Annotated in this window: 22 protein-coding genes and 1 riboswitch; of the genes, 10 read left to right on the top strand and 12 right to left on the bottom strand. The window is 58.0% G+C overall.

From position 1 onward, the window contains the following. The first annotated feature begins 80 nt into the window (after positions 1-80). Positions 81-353 carry a DUF4164 domain-containing protein gene (locus GA830_RS03755; protein ID WP_195163773.1) on the top strand — a complete coding sequence of 91 codons (273 nt, stop codon included), beginning with the start codon at positions 81-83 and terminating at the stop codon, positions 351-353. Between the two features lie 11 nt (positions 354-364). Further along, the gene (locus tag GA830_RS03750) at positions 365-733 is read left to right on the top strand and encodes a cell division protein ZapA (RefSeq protein WP_195163772.1); all 369 of its coding nucleotides are present in this window, start codon (positions 365-367) and stop codon (positions 731-733) included. A 48-nt stretch (positions 734-781) separates the two neighbouring features. Here the strand turns inward: GA830_RS03750 and GA830_RS03745 are convergent, their stop codons facing one another. Together GA830_RS03745 and GA830_RS03740 are read right to left on the bottom strand one after the other, a co-directional pair. Next, a complete protein-coding gene (locus tag GA830_RS03745; protein ID WP_195163771.1) occupies positions 782-2,602 on the bottom strand; it encodes an ABC-F family ATP-binding cassette domain-containing protein in 1,821 nt (606 codons plus the stop codon). Positions 2,603-2,608: 6 nt separating this feature from the next. Next, positions 2,609-3,253 (bottom strand): thiamine diphosphokinase, encoded by a 645-nt coding sequence (locus GA830_RS03740; protein ID WP_195163770.1) that lies wholly within the window; start codon positions 3,251-3,253, stop codon positions 2,609-2,611. 92 nt (positions 3,254-3,345) lie between these two features. Beyond that, positions 3,346-3,467, top strand: a riboswitch (TPP riboswitch). Between the two features lie 37 nt (positions 3,468-3,504). On the opposite strand from GA830_RS03740, the gene thiB reads away from it, so the two are divergent. The 4 genes from thiB (at position 3,505) to GA830_RS03720 (ending at position 8,501) form a co-directional block, all read left to right on the top strand. Continuing rightward, positions 3,505-4,506 carry a thiamine ABC transporter substrate binding subunit gene (thiB, locus tag GA830_RS03735; protein ID WP_195163769.1) on the top strand — a complete coding sequence of 334 codons (1,002 nt, stop codon included), beginning with the start codon at positions 3,505-3,507 and terminating at the stop codon, positions 4,504-4,506. Then, positions 4,482-6,125: a thiamine/thiamine pyrophosphate ABC transporter permease gene (gene thiP / locus GA830_RS03730; protein ID WP_195163768.1), complete on the top strand. Its 1,644-nt coding sequence runs from the start codon at positions 4,482-4,484 to the stop codon at positions 6,123-6,125. Before thiB ends, thiP begins: the two co-directional genes overlap by 25 nt. Further along, the gene (gene thiQ / locus GA830_RS03725; RefSeq protein WP_258045550.1) at positions 6,118-6,855 is read left to right on the top strand and encodes a thiamine ABC transporter ATP-binding protein; all 738 of its coding nucleotides are present in this window, start codon (positions 6,118-6,120) and stop codon (positions 6,853-6,855) included. The genes thiP and thiQ overlap by 8 nt, the downstream gene beginning before the upstream one ends. Before the next feature lie 203 nt (positions 6,856-7,058). Beyond that, positions 7,059-8,501 (top strand): M48 family metalloprotease, encoded by a 1,443-nt coding sequence (locus GA830_RS03720; protein WP_195163767.1) that lies wholly within the window; start codon positions 7,059-7,061, stop codon positions 8,499-8,501. A gap of 12 nt (positions 8,502-8,513) precedes the next feature. Here the strand turns inward: GA830_RS03720 and GA830_RS03715 are convergent, their stop codons facing one another. The 5 genes from GA830_RS03715 to GA830_RS03695 form a co-directional block, all read right to left on the bottom strand. Then, positions 8,514-9,371: an RNA polymerase factor sigma-32 gene (locus GA830_RS03715; RefSeq protein WP_195163766.1), complete on the bottom strand. Its 858-nt coding sequence runs from the start codon at positions 9,369-9,371 to the stop codon at positions 8,514-8,516. Between the two features lie 234 nt (positions 9,372-9,605). Further along, a complete protein-coding gene (locus GA830_RS03710; protein WP_195163765.1) occupies positions 9,606-10,184 on the bottom strand; it encodes a CarD family transcriptional regulator in 579 nt (192 codons plus the stop codon). A 366-nt stretch (positions 10,185-10,550) separates the two neighbouring features. Then, on the bottom strand, positions 10,551-10,889 hold the full coding sequence (gene fdxA / locus GA830_RS03705; protein ID WP_195163764.1) for a ferredoxin FdxA: 339 nt from the start codon (positions 10,887-10,889) through the stop codon (positions 10,551-10,553). 160 nt (positions 10,890-11,049) lie between these two features. Beyond that, positions 11,050-11,436, bottom strand: a complete 387-nt coding sequence (locus tag GA830_RS03700) for an RNA-binding S4 domain-containing protein (RefSeq protein ID WP_195163763.1) — start codon at positions 11,434-11,436, stop codon at positions 11,050-11,052. Between the two features lie 15 nt (positions 11,437-11,451). Further along, positions 11,452-14,709: a helicase-related protein gene (locus GA830_RS03695; protein WP_195163762.1), complete on the bottom strand. Its 3,258-nt coding sequence runs from the start codon at positions 14,707-14,709 to the stop codon at positions 11,452-11,454. A gap of 732 nt (positions 14,710-15,441) precedes the next feature. Here GA830_RS03695 and aqpZ point away from each other — a divergent pair. Further along, positions 15,442-16,140 (top strand): aquaporin Z, encoded by a 699-nt coding sequence (gene aqpZ, locus GA830_RS03690; RefSeq protein WP_195163761.1) that lies wholly within the window; start codon positions 15,442-15,444, stop codon positions 16,138-16,140. A 64-nt stretch (positions 16,141-16,204) separates the two neighbouring features. Here aqpZ and phbB read toward each other — a convergent pair whose 3' ends face one another. Together phbB and GA830_RS03680 are read right to left on the bottom strand one after the other, a co-directional pair. After that, positions 16,205-16,927 (bottom strand): acetoacetyl-CoA reductase, encoded by a 723-nt coding sequence (gene phbB, locus GA830_RS03685; RefSeq protein ID WP_195163760.1) that lies wholly within the window; start codon positions 16,925-16,927, stop codon positions 16,205-16,207. A gap of 82 nt (positions 16,928-17,009) precedes the next feature. Then, positions 17,010-18,197 (bottom strand): acetyl-CoA C-acetyltransferase, encoded by a 1,188-nt coding sequence (locus GA830_RS03680; RefSeq protein ID WP_195163759.1) that lies wholly within the window; start codon positions 18,195-18,197, stop codon positions 17,010-17,012. A gap of 274 nt (positions 18,198-18,471) precedes the next feature. Here GA830_RS03680 and phaR point away from each other — a divergent pair, with 274 nt between their 5' ends. Both phaR and GA830_RS03670 read left to right on the top strand, forming a co-directional pair. Next, complete coding sequence (gene phaR, locus GA830_RS03675; protein WP_195163758.1) at positions 18,472-19,083, top strand: polyhydroxyalkanoate synthesis repressor PhaR; 612 nt, start codon at positions 18,472-18,474, stop codon at positions 19,081-19,083. 89 nt (positions 19,084-19,172) lie between these two features. Beyond that, positions 19,173-19,595 (top strand): GlcG/HbpS family heme-binding protein, encoded by a 423-nt coding sequence (locus GA830_RS03670; RefSeq protein ID WP_195163757.1) that lies wholly within the window; start codon positions 19,173-19,175, stop codon positions 19,593-19,595. A gap of 2 nt (positions 19,596-19,597) precedes the next feature. On the opposite strand, the gene GA830_RS03665 is transcribed toward GA830_RS03670, so the two are convergent. The 3 genes from GA830_RS03665 to mtgA form a co-directional block, all read right to left on the bottom strand. Then, the gene (locus tag GA830_RS03665; protein ID WP_195163756.1) at positions 19,598-20,005 is read right to left on the bottom strand and encodes a hypothetical protein; all 408 of its coding nucleotides are present in this window, start codon (positions 20,003-20,005) and stop codon (positions 19,598-19,600) included. Positions 20,006-20,163: 158 nt separating this feature from the next. Further along, entirely contained in the window at positions 20,164-20,343 is a 180-nt protein-coding gene (rpmF, locus tag GA830_RS03660; RefSeq protein ID WP_195163755.1) for a 50S ribosomal protein L32, read from the bottom strand. Positions 20,344-20,505: 162 nt separating this feature from the next. Continuing rightward, complete coding sequence (mtgA, locus tag GA830_RS03655; protein ID WP_195163754.1) at positions 20,506-21,228, bottom strand: monofunctional biosynthetic peptidoglycan transglycosylase; 723 nt, start codon at positions 21,226-21,228, stop codon at positions 20,506-20,508. 180 nt (positions 21,229-21,408) lie between these two features. Here mtgA and GA830_RS03650 point away from each other — a divergent pair, with 180 nt between their 5' ends. Next, positions 21,409-22,326 carry a polyprenyl synthetase family protein gene (locus GA830_RS03650; protein ID WP_195163753.1) on the top strand — a complete coding sequence of 306 codons (918 nt, stop codon included), beginning with the start codon at positions 21,409-21,411 and terminating at the stop codon, positions 22,324-22,326. Positions 22,327-22,407: the final 81 nt, after the last annotated feature.

Here is a 22,407-nt window from a genome sequence, read left to right as displayed (position 1 = left end):
TTCAACCGCTGCATAATGTTTCTTTAGTAACACGTTATGAACGCGTGCGATTCGGGGGCGGCAGGCTTGGAATTGAGGCCATGACCGGAGAAACAACACTCAAAGAGGTCATTGCGCGGCTGGGCAAGGCGATCGAGACGCTGGAAAATGCGTTCGAGGCGCGGCGTGAGCAGGAGCAGGATTACTCCGAAGCCGAGGCCGAAGTTCAGCGGATGAACGCTGATCGCGCGCGCCTTGCGCAGGAACTCGACAGCTCGGAAGCGCGGGCAGACCGGTTGGAAGAAGCGAACAAAGAAGTTTCGCGCCGGCTCGTGACGGCGATGGAAACCATCCGCGCTGTTCTCGACAGATAGGATTTTTGGCGATGGCTCAGGTCACGGTGACAATCGACGGCAAAGCCTATCGAATGGCGTGCGACGAGGGGCAGGAAGAGCACCTGACCGATCTCGGCGACCGATTTGACCGCTATGTCTCGCATCTTAAATCGTCTTTCGGTGAAATCGGCGACCAACGGTTGACCGTCATGGCCGGCATCATGGTGATGGACGAGCTTTCGGAATTACAAAAACGCATCAAGGGGATGGAAAGCGAAGTCACCACGCTTCGCAAGACGCGTGATGAAGCGCTGAGCAAGGCCGACAAGAACGACGCCGCACTAACCGGAGCGCTCAGCGGACTGGCCGAACGCATGGAAGGCCTGGCCATGAAGCTTGCCATGGGCAAATCGGCCTAGACAGGGCAAAAACCCATGACACTGCATGTCGAATGCGGCGATAACCTCTCAGCCCTCTATCTCCTCCTTCAGCATCTCTAGTTCCAGCCATTCCTCCTCGAGCTTGCCAAGCGTTACGCGCTCCTTGTCGAGCGCGGCGATAGTTTTCTGGAAACCTTTGGGGTCGCGCTCGTAGAAGGCGGGATCGGCTATCGAGTTTTCAAGGGAGGAAATGGATGCGTTGATGGCTTCCATGCGCTTGGGCAATTGCTCAAGTGCGAATTTCTGCTTGTAGGAAAGCTTTTTCGAAGCATCTTTCTCTCTCAGCGGCGCTGAGGCTGATGCAGTGGGAGATGACGGCCCCTCGGCTTTGCTGCGCGCCTTGCGATCCTCGAGCTTCTTGCCCCCGCGCTGCGCCAGCATGTCTGCGTAGCCGCCAGCATACTCCACCCACACACCGTTTCCATCGGGGGCAACTACGCTTGTTACTGTGCGGTCGAGAAAGTCGCGGTCGTGACTAACGAGGATGACGGTTCCGGCAAAGCCGGCGACAAGCTCTTGCAAAAGCTCCAGTGTTTCCATGTCGAGATCGTTGGTCGGCTCGTCCAGTACCAGAAGGTTGGCCGGGCGAGCCAGAACGCGCGCCAGCATCAGCCGTGCGCGCTCGCCACCTGAAAGTTCGCGCACCGGCGTGCGCGCCTGATCGGCTTTGAACAGGAAATCCTTCATATAGGAGACGACGTGGCGCTCCTCGCCATTGACGACAACGGTTTCGCCCCGCCCGTCCGTGAGGAAGTGCATCAGCGATTCCTCCGGGTCGAAGGCATCGCGCTTCTGGTCGAGTGTGGCGATTTCGAGATTGGTGCCGATACGCACCGAGCCGCTGTCGGGAGCCAATTCTCCTGTGAGCATCTTCAACAGCGTTGTCTTGCCAGCACCATTGGCCCCGACAAAACCGACTCGGTCGCCACGCTGGATGCGGGTGGAAAAGTCGCTAACGATGATCTGTTCGCCATAACTCTTGGAGATCGATTTCGCTTCGACTACCAGTTTGCCGGATTCAGCAGCCTCACTGGCCGCCATTTTAGCGACGCCCTCAGCGCCGCGGTGGCCACGATAGCTCTGGCGCATGGTTTGCAATTCGCCGAGCCTGCGCATGTTGCGCTTGCGCCTTGCAGTCACGCCGTAGCGCAGCCAGTGCTCCTCGCGCACGATTTGGCGGCCAAGCTTGTGTTGATCGCGCTCCTCCTCTTCGAGAACCACATCGCGCCATGCTTCGAAATGTGCGAATCCCTTGTCCAGTCGGCGCGTCTGGCCACGGTCCAGCCATACCGTTGCACGGGAGACGCGCTCAAGAAATCGGCGATCATGAGAGATGACGATGAGTGCGGAGGATGAGCGGTTGAGCTCCTCTTCCAGCCATTCGATGGTGGCGAGATCGAGATGGTTCGTTGGCTCATCAAGCAGCAGAATGTCCGGTTCGGGTGCCAGTACCTTTGCAAGGGCCGCGCGACGCGCTTCACCGCCGGACAGGCTTTTGGGATCTTCTTCTCCTGTCAGTCCTAAATGTTCCAGCAGGTATGTCACCCTGTAAGGATCGTCGGCAGGCCCAAGCCCGGCATCAACATAGGAGCGCACCGTGGCAAAGCCTTCCATGTCGGGAACCTGCGGCAGATATCGGATTGTCACGGATGGATGCCGAAATAGATCACCATCCTGAAACTCAACGAGGCCGGCCGCAATCTTGAGCAGGGTTGATTTGCCGGAGCCATTGCGACCGACCAGCGCGATGCGGTCGCCCTGCGAAACCGAGATCGACGCACCATCCAGAAGCGGCGTACCGCCGAATGTAAGTTTGATACCGTCGAGGCGAAGAAGGGGTGGCGCCATGGCGTCTTAAAATTCCGTACCGGGGAAAGGATGGGCGATTAGCATTGCGCGACCTGAGCCAAGCTCGGCGCTGAGCTTGCTGGACACTTCGTTGGAAAGAGTGAGCGAGGAACCGAAAGGCACCTTTACCTCATCGAGCGGCCATTTCACGCCGGTGAGCGTCAACCCGCTGAGGGCGCTGAAGCCGATAATTGAAAACATTGTTCCTGGGGCATAATCAAACGTCGCATTGCCAGTTAGTAAAGGAATGCCTTCTTGCGCACCGCTGGTCAGCACAATGGGCGTGCCGGCTTCCGCCAGGCGCATTCCGATAGCCAGATGGAGGAAGGTGTGATCAATGCGTGGACCGCCGAAAGCGCCAGCTATAACAAGCGAGGTTGCGCCCAGCCGGAGCGCTGTGTCGACGGCGAGTTCGCCATCGGTCTGGTCCTTCTCAGCGGGAAACACTTCCCGTGGCACGGCTTCAAATTTCTGCGCCAACTCCTTGGTAGTCGAGTCGAAATCACCCACCCAAAGCTCGGGCGTTATCCCGAGTTCCGCGGCATGGCGGATACCGGAGTCGGCAGCGATGACGCGGCTGCCGGCAAGCTGTGCATCCAGCCGGGGCGTGCGAACAAGATCGCCGCCAAACAGGAGAGTGAAAAGGCTCATAGCGAGCGCTCTATCACGCCGGACCTCGAAAGCGGAAGGCGCAGAGCATCAACAATCGCTTGCGGAGCCGATCTCGGCGCCCTATGTGTCAAAACGCTCTAACGGGGTGCCGGTCGCTGCAAGGTGACAGGCTGAGAGGCAAAGGGGAAACCCGCGCCAACCCGCTGAACCTGATCCGGTTTGTACCGGCGGAGGGATTAGACGCTTTGCCCAGCGCCTCAATTCCTTGCAACTTTTAAAAGGAGACGTGGATGCGCGGGTTTTTCTCATTGATGCTGGTGGCCGGTCCGACCCTGCTTTCGTCTGCTGCGGTGGCGCAGGAAAAGCTGACTGTCTACACCTATGAAAGTTTTACCGCTGAATGGGGTCCTGGGCCCCAGGTCGAAAAAGCGTTTGAAGCAGAATGCGGCTGTGACGTCGAATTTGTCTCGGTCGCAGATGGCGTTGCGCTTCTCAATCGCGTCAGGCTTGAAGGGGCTTCGACCAAGGCCGACATCGTTCTTGGTCTTGATACCAATCTCACGGCTGAAGCAAAAAACACCGATCTATTTGTGCCGCACGGCGTCTCTGTTGAGGCGCTTACGGTGCCGAATGGCTGGAACGATGCAATGTTCCTCCCCTATGACTACGGCTACTTTGCGGTCGTTTACGACACTGAAAAGGTGAAAGCGCCGCCGGCAAGCCTGAAGGAATTGGTGGAGGGCGACGCCAACCAGAAGATCGTTATTCAGGATCCGCGCACGTCGACTCCCGGTCTTGGGCTGCTGCTTTGGGTCAAGGCTGTTTATGGTGAGCAGGCGCCGCAAGCTTGGGAGAAGCTCAAAGACCGCGTGTTGACGGTGACGCCAGGTTGGAGCGAGGCCTATGGTCTGTTCACCAAGGGTGAGGCCCCGATGGTTCTCTCCTATACGACTTCGCCGGCGTACCACATGGTGGCCGAAAGTTCTGAGCGGTATCAGGCAGCGGCCTTCAGTGATGGCCAGTATCTGCAGGTGGAAGTGGCGGCGATTACAACAACCGGCGCCAAGAACCCGCTGGCACAAAAATTTATGGCATTCATGCTGACGCCGGCATTTCAGGACGTTTTGCCGGAAACCAACTGGATGTTCCCGGCATCCGCTACGTCAAAAGCTTTGAACCCTGCCTTTGACAAATTGGTCAAACCGGCAAAGACGCTTATCATCGGCGCCGAAGAAGTGGCCGAAAACCGCAAAGCCTGGATCGATGAATGGCTGTCGGCAATGAGCAAGTAACCAAGCGCCTGCCAGTGCTGCCTCTCCGGAGAATCGCTGCCGGAATGGTAGCGTTGGCGGCTATTGGCGCGCTTCTGGCTGGAGCTTTCGTCGGCTTGCTGGTGGAAGCCGTGCGAGACTGGTCGGGCGCGCTAGGCGCTTTCGATCCCTATATGTTGCGGGTTGTCAGGTTCACTCTGTTGCAGGGCCTGCTTTCGACGGTGCTTTCGGTCGGCCCCGCCATCATCGTCGCGCGCGCGTTGTCGCGACACCCGGCTTTTCCCGGTCGCGGGCTGATATTGAGATTGTTTGCGGTTCCACTGGGTTTGCCAGCCATCGTGGTAGCGCTGGGCGTACTGACACTTTATGGACGAGCGGGTTATCTGGCCGATGTACTTTCGCGGGCGTCCGGGGAGACATGGCCTGGTATTTACGGGCTTTCTGGCATTCTCGTCGCCCATGTTTTTTTCAACCTGCCTTTGGCAACTCGGCTTTTCCTGCAGGCGCTGGACACCGTGCCTGCAGACCAATGGCGACTGGCGAGCCAGTTGGGCATGCGGGCCGGCCCCGCTTTCAGGTTGATAGAGTGGCCTGTATTGCGTGCGGCCATGCCGGGCATTGCCGGCCTGGTGTTTATGCTGTGCATCACATCCTTCACCATCGTGTTGACGCTGGGTGGTGGACCGCGCGCGACAACGCTTGAAGTGGCAATCTATCAGGCGTTGCGGTTTGACTTTGATCCCGCCCGCGCGGTGGCGCTGACGGTTTTGCAAATCTTGCTGACGGCAATCGTTGTTGCCGCGCTTGCCAGACTAGGGGCCACCACGACCGGAGATGCCAACCTTTCGGTTGCGTCGGCCAGGGTTCGCGATGCCGGACCCTCCGAAACATTTTTCAACGGCGCGATGATAGGTACGTCATTGCTCTTTATCGCAGGACCATTGCTGGCAACTCTGGTTGCCGGTGTTGATGCTGATCTGGCAAGGCTTGCCGGTGAGCGGATTGTGCAGCGTGCGATCGTGACCAGCCTTATTCTTGCTTTGCTGTCGGCCGTGCTGTCGGTACTTCTGTCGCTGGCTCTCATTGCAACGCAACAAATGTTTAGATCACGGCGAACTCGCCGACGCCGGTTCATGGAACTACTGACCGAGATGGGCCCGGGCTTTGTCCTGGTCGTTCCCCCGATTGTCATTGGTGCGGGGTGGTTCATTTTGCTGCGCAACACAGTGGACGTTTTTGCCGTTGCGCCGATCATGGTCATAGCGGTCAATGCGGTGATGGCGATGCCCTTTGCCGTACGCGCAATTGGGCCGGCCTATGACGCGGCGAGTACACGTCATGAAAAGCTGTGCGTATCGCTAGGCATTGCCGGCCTGACGCGGTTTCGCTTGATTGACTGGCCAGCGTTGCGGGCACCCATCTTTACCGGACTTGCCTTTGCCATGGCGCTTTCGCTTGGCGATCTCGGCGTCATCGCGCTTTTTGGAAGTGATGCGGTGCAGACATTGCCTTACCTTCTGTATTCGCGGATGGGCAGCTACCGCACCGAAGATGCCGCTGGCCTGGCATTGCTGCTTGGGCTGCTGTGTCTCGCGTTGATGATTCTCGTCGAGCGACTTGGAAAACGCCACAATGTCTGATCCTTTAATGCCGGAAAGTGCAGCAGTGCTGCTGGACAAAATTGTCTTCAGCTATGGCGAGACTGCGATGATGTTCGACGCGGAGGTAGAGGCCGGCGCTGTCACCGCGATTATGGGCCCCAGCGGCTCGGGCAAGTCGACGCTTCTCAATCTTATCGCCGGGTTTGAGGTGCCTTCGCGAGGTCGCGTCTTGATCGGCGGAGTTGACGTGACAGGGCTACCCCCTGCAGATCGCCCAGTCTCCATGGTATTTCAGGAAAACAACCTTTTTGCCCATCTCGATGTCATCGCTAATGTCGGACTGGGACGCTCCCCCGCTCTCCGCTTGGCAGCCGATGACCGCGTCGCCATCGCGAACGCATTGGAACATACCGGGCTTGGCGGCAAGGAACATCGCCTGCCGCGCGAACTTTCGGGCGGCGAACGCCAGCGCGTGGCTTTGGCGCGCGTGCTGGTACGCGAACGTCCGGTTCTGTTGCTCGACGAACCGTTCGCTTCGCTTGGCCCGGCGCTGCGGCTGGACATGCTGGGGCTGGTAGAAAAACTTTGCCGCCAACATTCGATGACGGTGCTTTTCGTCACTCATCAGCCGGAAGATGCCCGGCGGATCGCTAAAAACATGATTTTCCTGGAGGACGGCCACATCTCTGCAGTTGGCCAAGCGTCTGAACTTTTCAGCAATCATGGGCCGGAAGCGTTCCGGCGCTATATCGGAACTGTTGCCGGATAGCAGCAATTGATGCGAATTGCCCGCAAGCAGACATAATTTGTCGCCACACCGGACCCAGCGGCAAGTTCATGGTAAGAGTTTGCAGCGATGAATCGCGCCGTACATGCGATGACACCGTACACCGAGAGGATAGTATTCTGCCGCCTTACCTTGCCGCTTCCAATTTGCGGATTGTTTCATCACCTGCGCGGCGGGGCAGATGGATGTTGTGTTGCGCGCTCGCGCTGCTGGCTGGATGCCAGACCGTCGGGCCGATCAATGAACAGGCATTCCAACCATCCAACAATCCAGTCACCGTCGATTCAGTTGCCAAAAATGACAAGATGGCAGTGCTCGCCAAGGCGCAGCACCCGCGCATTCTGGCAACCTATGGTGGCGAATATCCTGACCCCAAGCTTGAGCGCATGGTTGCCAAGGTCGTCGGCACTCTTACCTTCGACGCTGACAATCCATCGCCGCAAAGCTATCGCATCACTATCTTGAACTCCCCAAACGTCAACGCTTTCGCGCTGCCGGGAGGTTATCTCTATGTGACGCGCGGACTTTTGGCCCTTGCCAATGATTCTGCAGAGCTTGCTGCTGTGATCGCCCATGAGATGGGCCACGTTACAGCCAGTCACGGTATTCAGCGCCAGCAGAAGGAAGCTGAGGAAGTTCTCGCCAGCAAAGTCGTTTCCGACGTTCTTGGCGAAAGTTCGCTCACCAAAGTTGCCCTGATCAAGGGCAAGCTCAGGCTCGCGCAGTTCTCACGGAACCAAGAGCTGGAAGCCGATTCCATTGGCATCCGTGCCACCGCGAAAGCGGGCTATGATCCTTTTGCGGCGAGCCGGTTTCTGCAGTCAATGGCTTCTTACAGCAATTTCCGCTCGGTCACCGGGGCTCAGGATGCGAGCCTCGATTTTTTGGCCAGTCACCCGAATGCGCCGCAACGCATCGATCTGGCCCAGCGTCAGGCTCGCGGTTTCGGTACGCCTGACAGTGGAACTGTGGATCGCGACTCCTATCTGGCCGGCATCGATGGGCTCCTTTTCGGTGATTCACCTGAAGAGGGATATATTCGTGGGAATACCTTCCAGCACCCGGGCCTTGGCGTAGCATTTGCGGTGCCAGCCGGTTTCATGATCGACAATACCGCTGCCGAAGTGACTGCGACCGGGCCTGGAGACACAGCAGTTCGATTTGATGGCGTGTCAGTCGACACCAATATCACGCTGGCAGACTATCTACGCAGCGGATGGGTCACGGGCCTCGATGCTGGTTCGGTGCAGGCGACGACGATCAATGGCAACGAAGCGGCAACCGCGCGCGCAAGCGCGGATGGCTGGAAATTTGCCATCACTGTGGTTCGGTCTGGCGATCGCGTTTACAGGCTGCTCACCGCTGCACCTATTGCGAGCACGACGCTAGAGAGCATCGCACAGTCGGTTAGTGCTAGCTTCAAATCACTGACTGCTGCGGAGAAAGAGGCGCTTCGACCGTTGCGAATCCGGGTTGTGACCGTCAAGCCCGGCCAGACCGTGGGATCGCTATCAGCGCAGATGATAGGCGTTGACCGAAAGCTTGAACTTTTTGGTGTGCTTAATGCCCTACCACCCGGTGGCGGTGTTTCTGCCGGCGACAAGGTGAAGATTATCTCTGATCGCTAGCCGATGGCTGTGTCAGGCCGCCTGTGCGAACGATGGATCCACCTTCATCAAGGCCGAGCGGAGCTTTTCGATCGCACGAGTTTCAATTTGGCGCACCCTCTCCTTGGAGATGCCCAGTTTAGCGCCCAAAGCCTCCAACGTCGCGCCATCGTCCTGCAAGCGCCGTTCGTTGATGATTTTGAGTTCACGGGCGTTGAGGACCTCAAGCGCGCCACGGAGCCAAAGGTTTCTGCGCTCGATGTCGATGGTGTCTTCGACCATGGCGTCCGGCAATGGATCGTCAGCGACCAGAAAGTCCATTCGGTCTGCCGAACCGTTTTCGTCTACCAAGGGAGCGTTGAGGGAGGTGTCGGGACCTGAAAGACGGGAATCCATCATCGCCACATCAGCTTCCGAGACGCCCAGGGCGGTCGATATCTCACGATATATGGCTCCGCCAGGTAGCGGATCCGAACCTTGTGACAACTTTGCCCGCAAACGTCTGAGATTAAAGAAAAGAGCCTTTTGCGCCGAGCTGGTGCCGCCGCGCACGATGGACCAATTGCGCAGGATGTAGTCCTGCATCGAAGCGCGTATCCACCATGTAGCATAGGTTGAAAAGCGGATATCTCGTTCCGGTTCAAATCGTGCCGCTGCCTCAAGCAGGCCCACATGGCCTTCTTGGATGAGGTCGTTGGGGGAGAGCCCGAAGTATCGAAATTTGGAGGCCATCGAGATTACAAGTCGCATATGCGCTGTTGTTATCGCATGCATGGCTTGCTGGTCTCCGCATTCCTTCCATCGGACTGCCAAATCGTGCTCGTCCTCGCGTGAGAGGTACGGAGCCTTCATCGCGGTTCGGATAAGGGATCTGCGTGCGGCTTCTTCCATGCCAGGCTCCATGTTGCCTGGCACTCCGGCTCCATTTTGATGTCGACCTTGCCCGTCAGGGAAGGAGCGCTATCTCAGGACGTGCCGTTTTTTAGTAACGGCCAGGACATTTGCGCAACGTGCGATGGAGCCGTTTGTTCCATTCGACGCGGCTTATGACGAGCCAGCCGGGCCAAAAAAAACCCGGCGGCTCAGATGAGCATGCCGGGTTTTCCGAAGTCATTGTAAAGGAGGCTATGCGGCCTCTTCCTGCTCGGTTTCTTCATTGTCGGCCTTGGCGCCGCGCTTAGGCCCCTTGTTGAGGTTTACTTCAATAATACGAACCGCTTCTGTATCCGACATCTTGTTGACCGCAGCAATTTCACGGGCCATCCGATCAAGTGCCGCCTCATAGAGCTGCCTCTCGGAGTAAGACTGCTCTGGCTGGTTCTCGGCACGGTACAGGTCACGAACAACCTCGGCGATCGAGATCAACTCACCCGAATTGATTTTTGCATCATATTCCTGGGCGCGACGCGACCACATGGTGCGCTTCACACGGGCACGGCCCTGCAGGACCTTGAGGGCGCGTTCAACATAGTCAGTTTCGGACAGCTTGCGCATCCCAATAGAGGCCGCTTTGGCGACGGGAACTTTAAGGCGCATTTTGTCCTTCTGGAAATCAATAACAAACAGTTCAAGCTTGTGGCCTGCAACTTCCTGCTCGTCGATCGACGTGATTTGGCCTACGCCGTGGGCAGGGTAGACAATAAACTCACCGGTCTTGAAACCGTGACGCGTCGCAGACGCTTTCTTTTGCTGTTGTATTGCCATACGCCCTGAACTCCTGTTTTGGCACCAGCGAATATCCGCCGAAACCCGCTCGGCCGAAGTTTCTCGGCCATGGATGCTGCCTGGGCACACGAGAGACTGTCCGGAACATTGGAACGAGCGGCTGAGGACGTAGACATGCTAGTCCTGGCCCAAGTTACCCTGGTCCGAAGATTGACCCTCACCTTGCAATGATTAACGCTTCTGCGCCATTTATCGACGTTGTGTCACCGGCATGTTTTCGTGGTCTAGCACAAAAACACGCCAGAATCAACTATTTGCTGCAAGCGCTAACGTACGGAAACCGTCAATGCCTGCCAAACGGGCGTCCGGTTGCAGGCTTTTGACAATCGAGACAAAGGAGACTGATCAGTCACCTTCGCCAGGTTCGGGCGAGAAATATTTTTCGAACTTGTCCTCTACGCCGTCAAACTCCTTGGCATCGCCGGGAGCGTCTTTCTTTGCCGTAATGTTGGGCCATTTGCTGGCGTATTCGGTGTTGACCTGAAGCCATTTGTCCAAACCCGATTCGGTATCCGGCTTGATCGCGTCAGCCGGGCATTCGGGTTCGCAGACGCCACAATCGATGCATTCGTCGGGATGGATGACGAGCATGTTCTCGCCCTCATAGAAGCAATCGACCGGACAGACCTCGATGCAGTCCATGTACTTGCACTTGATGCAGTTGTCGGTCACGACATATGTCATATAAGGCTCCTGGCCGCCTTCGGATTTAGTGCTCCCGCCCGGTGAGGTAGCTGCTTTGCCGAGCTCTGGCAAGGGTACGGTTGCCTGCTACAGGCCATGGAAACGGAACAGTTTTTCATGGGGGCGAGGTGACCAGCGGCGCGCCCGCGCCCGTACGATGCTAGCCGGGATCTCGCAAGCGATCGGTCGCCCGCCGCTCCTTCTTGGTGGGACGGCCCGACCCAGCTTCGCGCTCGGGCAAAGCGCCGGTTGCCGAAATCGCCTCGCGCGGAAGCGGTTTGGGCGAAATGTCGTCATAGAGGCGCCGCGCTTCTTCCGCAGGGCCGCGGCGACTGCCACAGTCGACAATCTGATAGACCAGCAGTTGCCGATCAAGCGTAATGGTTAGCACATCGCCTGGCTTTACGGCGTGGGCGGCGTTGTCCGTCTTGACTTGATTAATCCGGATGCGACCGGCTTGCGCCAGTTTGGCGCTCAGCGAACGCGACTTCACCACCCTCGCAAAGAACAGCCATTTGTCGAGACGTTGGCGGCCAACAGCGGTCATAGGCAGCAAACCTGGCTACTTCTTTAACTGATCCCGCAGCGCCGCGAGCTTGGCAAAGGGTGAATCCGGGTCGATTCGAACGGGCCGCTCTTCACGCGGGCGCGGCTGGAACTCAGGTTTGGGCTTGTGATTTACCGGTGGACCTGGTTTTTTTCCCTGGAATTTCCGATCAAAGCGTTCACGCCCACCTTCGCGTCGAGGTTTGCCGACATGAGCGTCTCCTGCTGCTTCGCCCTTCGGTGCCGGTGCAGGGTTCGGTTTGCGGGCGTTCGACCGCTGATTGCCGCGTCTTTGCCCGGTGCGATCCTCGAAGCGGGCCTGACGCCATACCAGAATTGGCTTGGCTTCCTCAACCGGTGGTGTTTCGGGGGAGGACGCACCCACCTCGCTCGCCATGATCGAAGCGTCTGTGTGGCCCGGAACTGCAGGCGAAAGCTCGCTGATTTGAACCTCAATCGTCGACGGTTCCTCAGAAGCCACAGGCGCTACCGCTCCAGCGGCCAGACTGGAATCGCCTACTGTGGCTTCTTCTTCGGCGAGTTGCAGATTAGCGGGCTCGGCATCCACTCCTGCGGCGAGATGGGGTACGGTGCTGCCCGGCTCGGTCAATGCATCGCCTGTTGCGTCTGTTTCTGCGCCAGGCTCGGCTAGCTCTGCAGCTTCTGGGGAGACCGGGAGTTCAACGGTCTCGACTTCCGCCGCTGCTTTTGCCTGGACATCTTCAGCTTGCGCAGCGGCCTTTTTGACTTCTGCTGCGGCAGCGGCCTGCCGAACCGATTCGTCGAGCTCTGCCAGCTTTTGCTTGACGGAGCCGGCTTCCTTCGGCTCAGATCGGTAGCCTAGGCCCTTCAATATCTCCTCAACATCATCGGCAGTGGCGCCGAGGATGGACATCATTGCGGGGGTCACTAGAAATGTATTGCCGTCAAAAGCTCCATCCGGGCGAGGCCCGGTTCCCTGACGCCAGGCCAGCGCCGGGCGGATGAGATCGGCCAGCCGCTCGAGAATGTCGACGCGAACAGCGCGGCGGCCAAGATTGCGGAAGCCTGCGAGGCGGTAGAAAGTCGGGTCGTAGGTCGCGTCTATAACCACCGAAGTCCTACCTGCGGCGAGCGAATGAACAACATCGCCGAAGCCGGCTTTGTCCTTGCCGTCATGCTTCAGTGCCCAGAGCAGAGTTACCAAACCTGCCGGCCCCGGCTTCAAAAGCGCAGGGACAAAAATGTGATATGCACCAAAACGGACGCCGAGACGCCGAAGCGCGCCACGCGCATCTTGGTCGAGCGCTTTTACCTCGTCTGCAATGTCGCGTCGGTTGATTAGGCCGAAATTCTCGACAAGTCGAAAGGCAATGCCACGGGCGGTGCCCGCCAGCTGCTCGGCATCACGCAGGTCGACCAGCGGCTTGAGAAGGCTTTCGATCTGAAATCCTACAAAGCGTTCCGCCCGTACGGCGACTTTGTCGCGCGATTGTCCGGTTAATTGTTCGTCGGCCAAAAGAATGACGCGCGGTTTCAACGCGTCTTCGTCTGAGGTCAGCGTTGCGATGGGAGCGCCGATCCAGCGAAGCACGCCGTCCGAGCCGAGCGCGATATCGCTGTTGCCGGACGTGGAAAACCTCTCGGCACGCGCATCATATTCCAGCGCAAGCGCCTTTTGGGCGGCGGATTTTATGGCTTTGGCGTCTTCGCCTTCGGCGGTTTGGTCCGCGGTGAAGCGAAACCCCTGCAACTCGCCTACCGGATGGCCTTCGACAAGAACCGCTCCGGTTGGGCTGATTTCGGCTTCAAGCATGCTATTTTCTCTCAGGCGTCTCATAAGCACGGAAGTCCTGCGGTCTACGAAGCGTTTCGTCAACCGGTCATGCAGGGCATCCGACAATCTGTCTTCAATCTCGCGCGTTTTTTCCTGCCAGTGTGTGGGATCGGCAAGCCATCCAGGACGGTTGGAGACATAGGTCCAGGTGCGGATCTGCGCAATGCGATGCGACAGTGTATCGATATCGCCATCGGCAGAATCGGCGCGCCTGACTTGCTCGGCCATATAATTCTCATCGACATGGCCGCGCTCGGCGAGGTCGAGATACATGGATGCGATCAAATCCGAGTGTTGAGCCGGGGCAATGCGTCGATAATCCGGTAACGCGCACGCTTCCCACAAAAGCGCGACTCGCTCGCGGCTCGTCGAAAGCCGCCGAATGTCCGGATCACGCGACAACTGCTCCAGAGCCTGCGCGTCAACTGCCGGCAATGCGCGGGTGAGGCCGTCGGTAGGCGCCGGTGTTTCGATGGAGCGCTTCAAAGCATCGATATCGGTGAAATCGAATGCGGCGGTTCGCCACTGCAATATTTTAACAGGATTGAATTCATGCGCCTCGATCCGGCGCACCAGTTCATCGTCTAGCGGATCGACCTGGCCGGTCACGCCGAATGTACCGTCACGCAGATGCCGGCCGGCCCGCCCTGCAACCTGGCCGAGTTCGGCAGCGGTGAGGTCGCGATATTGAAAGCCGTCGAATTTACGGTTCTGAGCAAAGGCTACGTGGTCGACATCGAGGTTGAGCCCCATGCCTATTGCATCGGTTGCGACAAGATATTCGACATCGCCGTTCTGGTAGAGCTCAACCTGCGCATTGCGGGTCCGGGGGCTGAGCGCTCCCAGCACCACTGCTGCACCTCCGCGCTGGCGGCGGATCAGCTCCGCGATCGAATAGACCTCATCGGCCGAAAAGGCGACGATGGCAGAGCGGCGCGGCAGCCGCGTGAGCTTCTTTTGCCCCTCATATGCAAGGTGCGAAAGGCGCGGGCGGGTCACTACCGAAATGCCCGGCAAAAGCCGTTCCAGAATGCCGCGCATGGTGGCGGCGCCAAGCAGCAGCGTTTCCTCGCGACCTCGGAGTGTAAGTATGCGGTCTGTGAAAATGTGTCCGCGCTCCAAGTCTCCTGCCAGTTGCACCTCGTCAATGGCAACAAAGGCAGCCTTGGTTTCACGTGGCAGCGCCTCCACGGTGCAGACCGAGAAGCGGGCGCCGGGCGGATGGATCTTCTCTTCGCCGGTGATCAGCGCGACGTTGGCATGGCCGACCTTTTCGACAACCCGGCTATAGACCTCGCGTGCTAGCAGGCGGAGCGGCAAACCGATCAGACCGCTGCCATGGGCGACCATCCGCTCGATGGCAAGATGCGTCTTGCCGGTGTTGGTCGGACCAAGCACGGCGGTTACATCGCGGCCGGATACCGCGCCAGGACCGCTCTGTTTCGGCAGCATATTCATCGCAGAGATGGATCGCTTTCCTGTTTGGGTCCGTTAGGAGCGGACGAAAACGGCGGCACCGTAGGGCAAACGCCACCGCGACACATATAGGAAAAAAAAAGCAGAGCGAAAGCGCAAAATGGCTGCCAGTTAACGTTTGGAACGAGTCTGGAACGAATCAGCGACGAATCACTGACTCAGCCCTATTCAGGTTTTGTTCACGGCGACATCTAGCGAAACTGATGAAGCCTGACACCAGATGCTGAATCGTTGATTTCCCCGTTTTCGGCAAATTTCCTGCAATTGGTTAACGCGGGTTGGAGTTCACCATAACTAGCGTCTTGGTCATGGATAAAATCTCCTTAACTCCTCGATAGTGTTAACAAATTCCTTAGGCACTGGGAGCGGCCGGCCCCGAACAAACCAGTTTGCGTTAACACTCAAGCCAAACACGGAACGAAGCAGCTACGAATCAGATTTTTCGAAAGATTCTTGTTGTGTTCACCCCTACATATAGCGTCACGGCATCGGGCGTTCCCTAACGTCCATGAATGTGTGCCTTCAACTGATCAGTATTTTTCCCCGTAATAACCTTTCTGTCCTGTTGCGGGACATGCCGAAGTTGCGCGTCGAAGGACGCGAAGGAAAAAAAGCTGTGGTTTGCGCGCTGATTGGCCTGAACGCACGACGGGTACAATTGTGTTTACGCAAGGTCCGTGCGCACAACCGCACATTGTATGAGGAGGGAAAATCATGACCAAACGTTTGATTGCAGAGTTTCTTGGTACATTCTGGCTGGTGTTCGGGGGATGCGGCAGCGCGGTGCTGGCTGCGACATTTCCGGAAGTGGGAATCGGGCTGCTCGGCGTTGCGTTCGCCTTCGGCTTGACTGTTTTAACGATGGCCTATGCGGTAGGTGGAATCTCCGGGGGGCATTTCAATCCGGCCGTTTCGATTGGCCTACTGGCGGCGGGGCGGTTTCCCGCAAAGGACATCATTCCCTATGTCATGGCGCAGGTGATTGGTGCTATCCTTGCTTCGGCGGTGCTTTATAGCGTCGTGTCCGGGAAAGCCGATTTCACGTCCATTGGCGGCTTTGCTACCAACGGCTATGGCGATGCGTCGCCTGGGAAATATTCGATGCAGGCAGCGCTGGTGACTGAGGTCATGCTGACCTTCATGTTCCTGATGATCATTCTGGGCGCTACGTCAGGCCGCGTGCCGGCCGGCTTCGCGCCGATTGCCATAGGGCTGGCGTTGACGCTGATCCACCTGATCTCGATCCCGGTTACCAACACGTCCGTCAATCCTGCCCGCTCTACCGGGCCTGCGCTCTTTGTCGGCGGAATAGCGCTGCAGCAATTATGGCTGTTCTGGCTGGCGCCCATTGTTGGGGCGATCCTAGCCGGCTTTGCCCACAAGACGCTTATGGGCGACGAGCCGACGGCCTGATCAATGCTCTATCAAGAAAAAACGGCGCCTTGCGGCGCCGTTTTTTTGGCGAGATAACACCTGCTCAGACTACAAACTGCCCACCATTTGCGGTGAGTGTCGATCCGGTGATGAAGCCTGCATCGTCAGATGCCAAGAAGACCACGCAGCGGGCTATTTCGGCAGCTTCACCCAACCTTCCGACAGGGATTTGCGCAATGATCTGCTCGCGGATCTTTTCAGGAACGGCCATGACCATATCGGTTGCGATGTAGCCGGGGCAAATTGCGTTGACCGTTATGCCGGCCCGCGCGCCTTCCTGTGCCAGGCTTTTGGTGAAACCCAGATCGCCCGCTTTTGCAGCTGAATAGTTGGCTTGGGCAAACTGGCCCTTTTGCCCGTTGATCGACGAGATGTTAACGACGCGACCGAACTTGCGTTCGCGCATTCCCTGCCACAATGGATGCGTCATGTTGAAAACGCCGTTCAGGTTGGTATCCATGACCTCCTGCCACTGTTCGCGCGTCATCTTGTGAAAGGGAGCGTCACGCGTGATACCTGCATTATTCACAAGGATATCGATCGGGCCAAGATTGGCCTCGACCTTGCCGAGGCCATCCACACAGGCGTCGTAGTCGGCGACGGACCATCTATAAACGGGAATGCCGGTTTCGGCGTTGAAGCGTTCGGCAGCCTCATCATTGCCGGCATAATTTGCTGCCACATTGCAGCCCGCTTGCTTAAGTGCGACAGCGATCGCTGCGCCTATGCCCCGCGTGCCCCCAGTGACGATGGCGGTTCTGCTCATCCATTCCTCCCATTTGCATCAGCGATATCAACGGCGAGGCGTTGTTAACTCTTCTATCCGTCGATATCCGTTCCCGTGGTTGTCAGTTCATTGCTTCCACGCACATGGCCACACCCATTCCGCCGCCAATACACAGTGTTGCCAAGCCCTTTTTTGCATCGCGCCGACGCATTTCATAGACAAGCGTGTTGAAGATGCGTGTGCCCGATGCGCCGATTGGGTGGCCGATGGCAATGGCGCCGCCGTTTACGTTGACGATTTCGGGGTTCCAGCCCATGTCCTTGTTCACCGCGCAGGCCTGTGCTGCGAAGGCCTCATTGGCTTCGACCAGGTCCAGATCAGCGGCAGTCCAGCCGGCCTTTTCCAATGCCTTGCGCGATGCAGGGATTGGCCCGGTGCCCATCACTGCCGGATCAACTCCAGCAGTCGCCCAGGAGACAATTCGTGCGAGCGGCGTCAGGCCGCGCCGGGTTGCTTCAGCCTCGCTCATCAAAAGTACTGCGCCGGCGCCATCATTGATGCCGGATGCGTTTGCCGCAGTCACCGTGCCATCCTTCTCGAAGGCCGGGCGTAGCCGCTGCATGGCGTCGATGGTTGCGCCAAGACGAATATATTCGTCCTGGTCGATGATCGTGTCGCCTTTGCGACCCTTGATTGTCACCGGAACGATCTCGTCCTTGAATTTTCCGGCTGTCTGGGCGGCCTCCGCCTTATTTTGAGAGGCGAGGGCGAACTCGTCTTGCATTTCCCGGGTAATCTGAAACTGGCGCGCTACATTCTCTGCCGTATTGCCCATGTGATAGCCATTGAAGGCATCCCACAGCCCGTCGCGGATCATCGTGTCGATCATCGCAAAGTCGCCCATTTTCACGCCGCTACGCAAATGCGCGCAGTGTGGCGACAGCGACATGGATTCCTGCCCGCCGGCGATAATGATCTTCGCGTCGCCGGAGGCGATCTGCTGCATGCCGATGGCGATGGTGCGCAGGCCCGATCCGCAGACCTGGTTGAGGATCCAGGCTGAAGCCTCTTTCGGTACTCCTGCCAAGATAGCAGCCTGTCGTGCCGGATTTTGGCCCTGACCTGCGGTCAACACCTGGCCGAGGATGACCTCATCAACCTCTGCTGCGTCCACTCCGGCGCGGCTCAGCGCTTCCTTGATCACGAGAGCCCCGAGCTCGTGTGCAGGCGTCGCAGCAAAGGACCCGTTGAAGGAACCTACTGGTGTGCGCGCGGCGCTTGCGATGACGATCGATTCGGAAGCAGGCATAAGACGTCTCCAGATGTTCGGCGAGGTGCGGTGAGCTCTCTGCTTTTTTCTTGCTGGTTATCGGGGCCAAGTCAAACCGGAAATAGGCGTGGTGCAGGCATGCTGCAGCGTCGGACAATTTTGCTGTGCAGCATATTCCGCCCAGGAATGGGGCGCCTTCAATCCCGCAGTGCACAAAGCGCTTTCAAATCCGGTGGATTTGCGCATATCCTTTCCGGGTAATGACCGATGCCGGGATCCATCCGGTTGGGCGCACTGATTGGGGAGAGATCCGATGGCTGCTAAAGGCGATCCGATAGTCATCAAGAAATATGCGAACCGGCGGCTCTATAACACTGGCACCTCGACCTATGTGACCCTTGAGGACCTAGCCGAGATGGTTAAGCGCGGTGAGGAATTTACCGTGCAGGATGCCAAATCCGGAGACGACATCACGCATCCGGTGCTGACGCAGATCATTTTCGAGCTGGAAAACAAAGATGGACAGAACATGCTGCCGATTCCGTTCTTACGGCAGCTGATTTCATTTTACGGCGACCAGATGCAAACAGTAGTGCCGAGCTTTCTTGAGCAGTCCATGGTTGCCTTTGCCAAGGAACAGGAGCGGTTTCGCGATCAGATGAAATCTGCCATCGGCAAATCCCCCATAGAGGTGATGAAGATAGCGCCACCGATCAAGGCACTGGAAGAGCAGACGCGCCGTAACGTCGAAATGTTCCAGAACGCCATGCGCATGTTCATGCCGTTCCCGCCAGGAGGCGTCGCCGCAGCGCCAGCGCCAGATCCTGAAACAGTCACCCGAGACCCTGGTGACAAGCCGGACGACCTTCAGGAGTTGAAGGAACAGATCGCTGCCATGCAGCGCAAGATCGAGTCTCTCGGATAGAACCTTCTCGTTAAGAACCCACTTGCCACCGCGAATGCGCCTCCGGCTGTCTGTCGTCGAGATTTGGAGAATTGATAATTTCTGATCCCATGACCCTGGCAAACGCCAGCAAGATTATTGCGACTGCATTCGCGAAGGCGAGCGAAATGGGATTGAAGCCGCTTGGAGTTTCCGTGCTCGATGCCGGCGGGCACCTGGTTGCTTATCAACGACAGGATGGCGCGTCTTTTCTCAGGGCGCAAATGTCGGCGGGTAAAGCCTATGGTGCTCTTTCGCTCGGCATGGGCTCGCGCAAGCTGGAAGCCATGGCAAAAGAACGGCCGCACCTGATTTCCGGAGTGGCGGATGTTTCAGGCGGCAGAATAGTCGCTGTCGTTGGCGGGGTGCTCATCCGTGACGGCGCCGGTTTGATCATCGGTGCTGTGGGCATCTCGGGAGATACGTCCGACAATGACGAGGCGGCGGCCATTGCCGGCATCGAAGCAGCAGGATTCCAGGCTGACGGCGGCTGAATTCAGCTGAAGTTTACGTCGCGGCCGGCGGCGCGCAGGGAAACCGAGAATCCAGCGAGAACGTCAATCAGCGCGATCATCATCAGCGTGAAGAACACCGATGTTGCCGCGCCGCTGACCAGCAGGAACTCGACCAGAAATGCCACGAATACAAACGTCGATAGCAAATGATCGACTACCGAGGCGTTGGACGTGCGGGTGGATTTGACGATCTCGACGAACAGAACAAGCAGGCCAGTCATGACGAGGAGATCGCCCAGGGTCAGGGAGAACACCCCGCCCGACATCATGGTCACGAAAAACAACTCGCTCGACCATAGGTCGCGCGTGGCGGTTTCACCGAAAGCGCCGGCCAGCCCGAGATTATAGAGAATAAAGGGAATGATCAGCAGCGGCACGCTTGTGAGCATTGCGCTTCTCCGGTTCGGGGCTTTGACCTGTCCAGGAACATATTGGAAGCAGGAGAACGTCGGCGTCAAGGCGCCTTCGAACGCTGCTTTAGCGCGTGCGCAAACAAAAAAGACCGGCAAGAGCCGGTCTTCATGTGAAGCCTACGCTATTGCGAAGTTCAGCTCTTGGGGTCAAGCACCTGACGTCCGCGATACATGCCGGTCTTGAGATCGACATGGTGGGGACGGCGCAGCTCGCCTGAATTCTTGTCCTCGACATAGGTCGGGGCCTTCAGCGCGTCGGCGGAGCGGCGCATGCCGCGCTTCGACGGCGACGTTTTACGTTTTGGAACAGCCATTGAAATTACTCGCTTGTCGGTCGAAAAGCCCCATATTCCCATGTGAAGGGGCATAAGATACGGGCCGGAATTCTGAAAGTCGGCGTGCCTATACACAGTCGCGGTGACTTTGGCCAGCGCTTTTGGCGAATTTTTATCGCGGCAGCGGGGTACTTGCGGGCTTCAGTTGACGCATCCGACGTAATATCCGGATTTGCGCGCCCGCTTTTCGATCAGCGTGGCCAGGCGACGAAGGCCGGGCCCAGGCCTGGCCGGGTCGCGGGCGATAGGGTTGGGCAGGGACACGGCAAGGAGAGCGGCCTGACCGAAGGTCAAATCCTTGGCAGGGCGGCCGAAATGGTGCTGTGAAGCAGCCTCTGCGCCATAGATCCCAGGGCCCCATTCGACGATGTTTACGTAGATTTCCATGATCCGTCTTTTTGTCAGGACGGTATCCAAATAGAGCGCCAGGGGTGCCTCCAGTATCTTGCGAATGATTGAGCGTCCGCCCCAGAGATAAAGGTTTTTCACGGTCTGCATGGGGATTGTCGAGGCGCCACGCGTTCCCTCGCCGGACATGGCATCGTCAATCACGAGGTTCAGCTCAGCAAAGTCGATGCCCTTGTGAGAACAGAACTGGCCGTCTTCGGACATAATAATTGAATGCAGAAGATGCGGTGCCACTTCGTCTATCGGAACCCAGCGGCGATCATAGCCCCTGCCGCTCACCAGATCCTGCAGCATAAGTGTCGATATGGGGTGCACAAATGCCGGCCAATAAAGCAACGTCAGCAGAGCAGGTACCATGGCGAGCGCGCCACACAGCAGCAGTCCGCGCCGCAGCCATGTCCGCGGTCGCACGCCAAGCCGGTTGCGGCTGGGCTCGCGCTTGCGTTTTGGCGGCATCCCCAGCCTCTCCGGTTCTGGATCGACAGTTGGCCCGGTCAAGCCCTAAATCCCCGAGTTAACTTCCTACCGCATAAAGGCGTGGCGCGCAGAGCGCAACGCTTGAACGATATTCCGTTTGCCATTGGTGAATGCAAAACGACTTGACCGGTTCAGAAATTCGCTTCAACGCTCGCCGCGATGACAATGCCAGATGACACTTCCTTTGAACACGCGCTCGCGCTCAATGCTTTGCGCGTTGAATCGACCCTGCGCGACCTGCTGGATGGCAATGTGCGCACCGGTGAAATTGCGCGCCCACAGCAACTGATGGCTGCCATGCGCCATGGCGTGTTGAATGGCGGCAAAAGGCTGAGGCCATTTCTGGTACTTGAATGCGCGCGATTGTTTCAAGCGGATGGCGTGGCGGCGCTTCGCGTGGCGGCGGCGGTGGAATGTGTCCATTGCTACTCGCTTATCCATGACGACCTGCCCGCGATGGACAATGACGACATGCGGCGTGGTCAGCCAACGGTGCACCGTGCTTTCGACGAAGCGACGGCGATACTGGCCGGTGACAGCCTGTTGACCTACGCCTTCGATATTATCGCTGATCCGGCCACTGAGTTGCCGGCGGCGGTCAAGGCTGAGCTGGTGCTGGGTCTGGCGCGAGCATCTGGAGCGGGCGGCATGGCAGGCGGCCAGGCGCTTGACCTTCAGGCCCAGTCGACAAAGCCGGACGAAACCGGAATTCTGACTCTTCAGGCTATGAAGACCGGCGCGCTAATCCGTTTTGCGTGCGAGGCAGGTGCGATCCTGGCCGAAGCATCGGAGGCCGAAAGGGCCCGCATCGCTGAGTTCGGACTTGGCATCGGTGTGGCCTTCCAACTTGCCGACGATCTGCTCGACCTGACTGCCGATGCCGGCACGATGGGCAAAGCTACGGGCAAGGACAAAGCAGCGGGCAAGGCAACATTGGCGGCATTGTATGGTGGCGCGTGGGCGCGTCAGCAACTGCAGGGGCTTGTTGCCCAGGCACAGGCCTTGCTTCAACCTTATGGCGACGATGCTGTGCTTCTGAATGCTGCGGCCAGCTTTGTTGCTGCGCGGCGGAACTAGCACCTCCGTTGTCACTTGTTGTGGGGCACAATGCGGATCTTCCCACCTCGACCGGCGTGCGACACCGTTTCTTAACGTAAA

Origin of the sequence: Mesorhizobium sp. NBSH29 (genome assembly GCF_015500055.1) — a bacterium.
GTDB lineage: Bacteria > Pseudomonadota > Alphaproteobacteria > Rhizobiales > Rhizobiaceae > Neomesorhizobium.
This window is presented reverse-complemented; position numbering and strand designations above follow the sequence as displayed.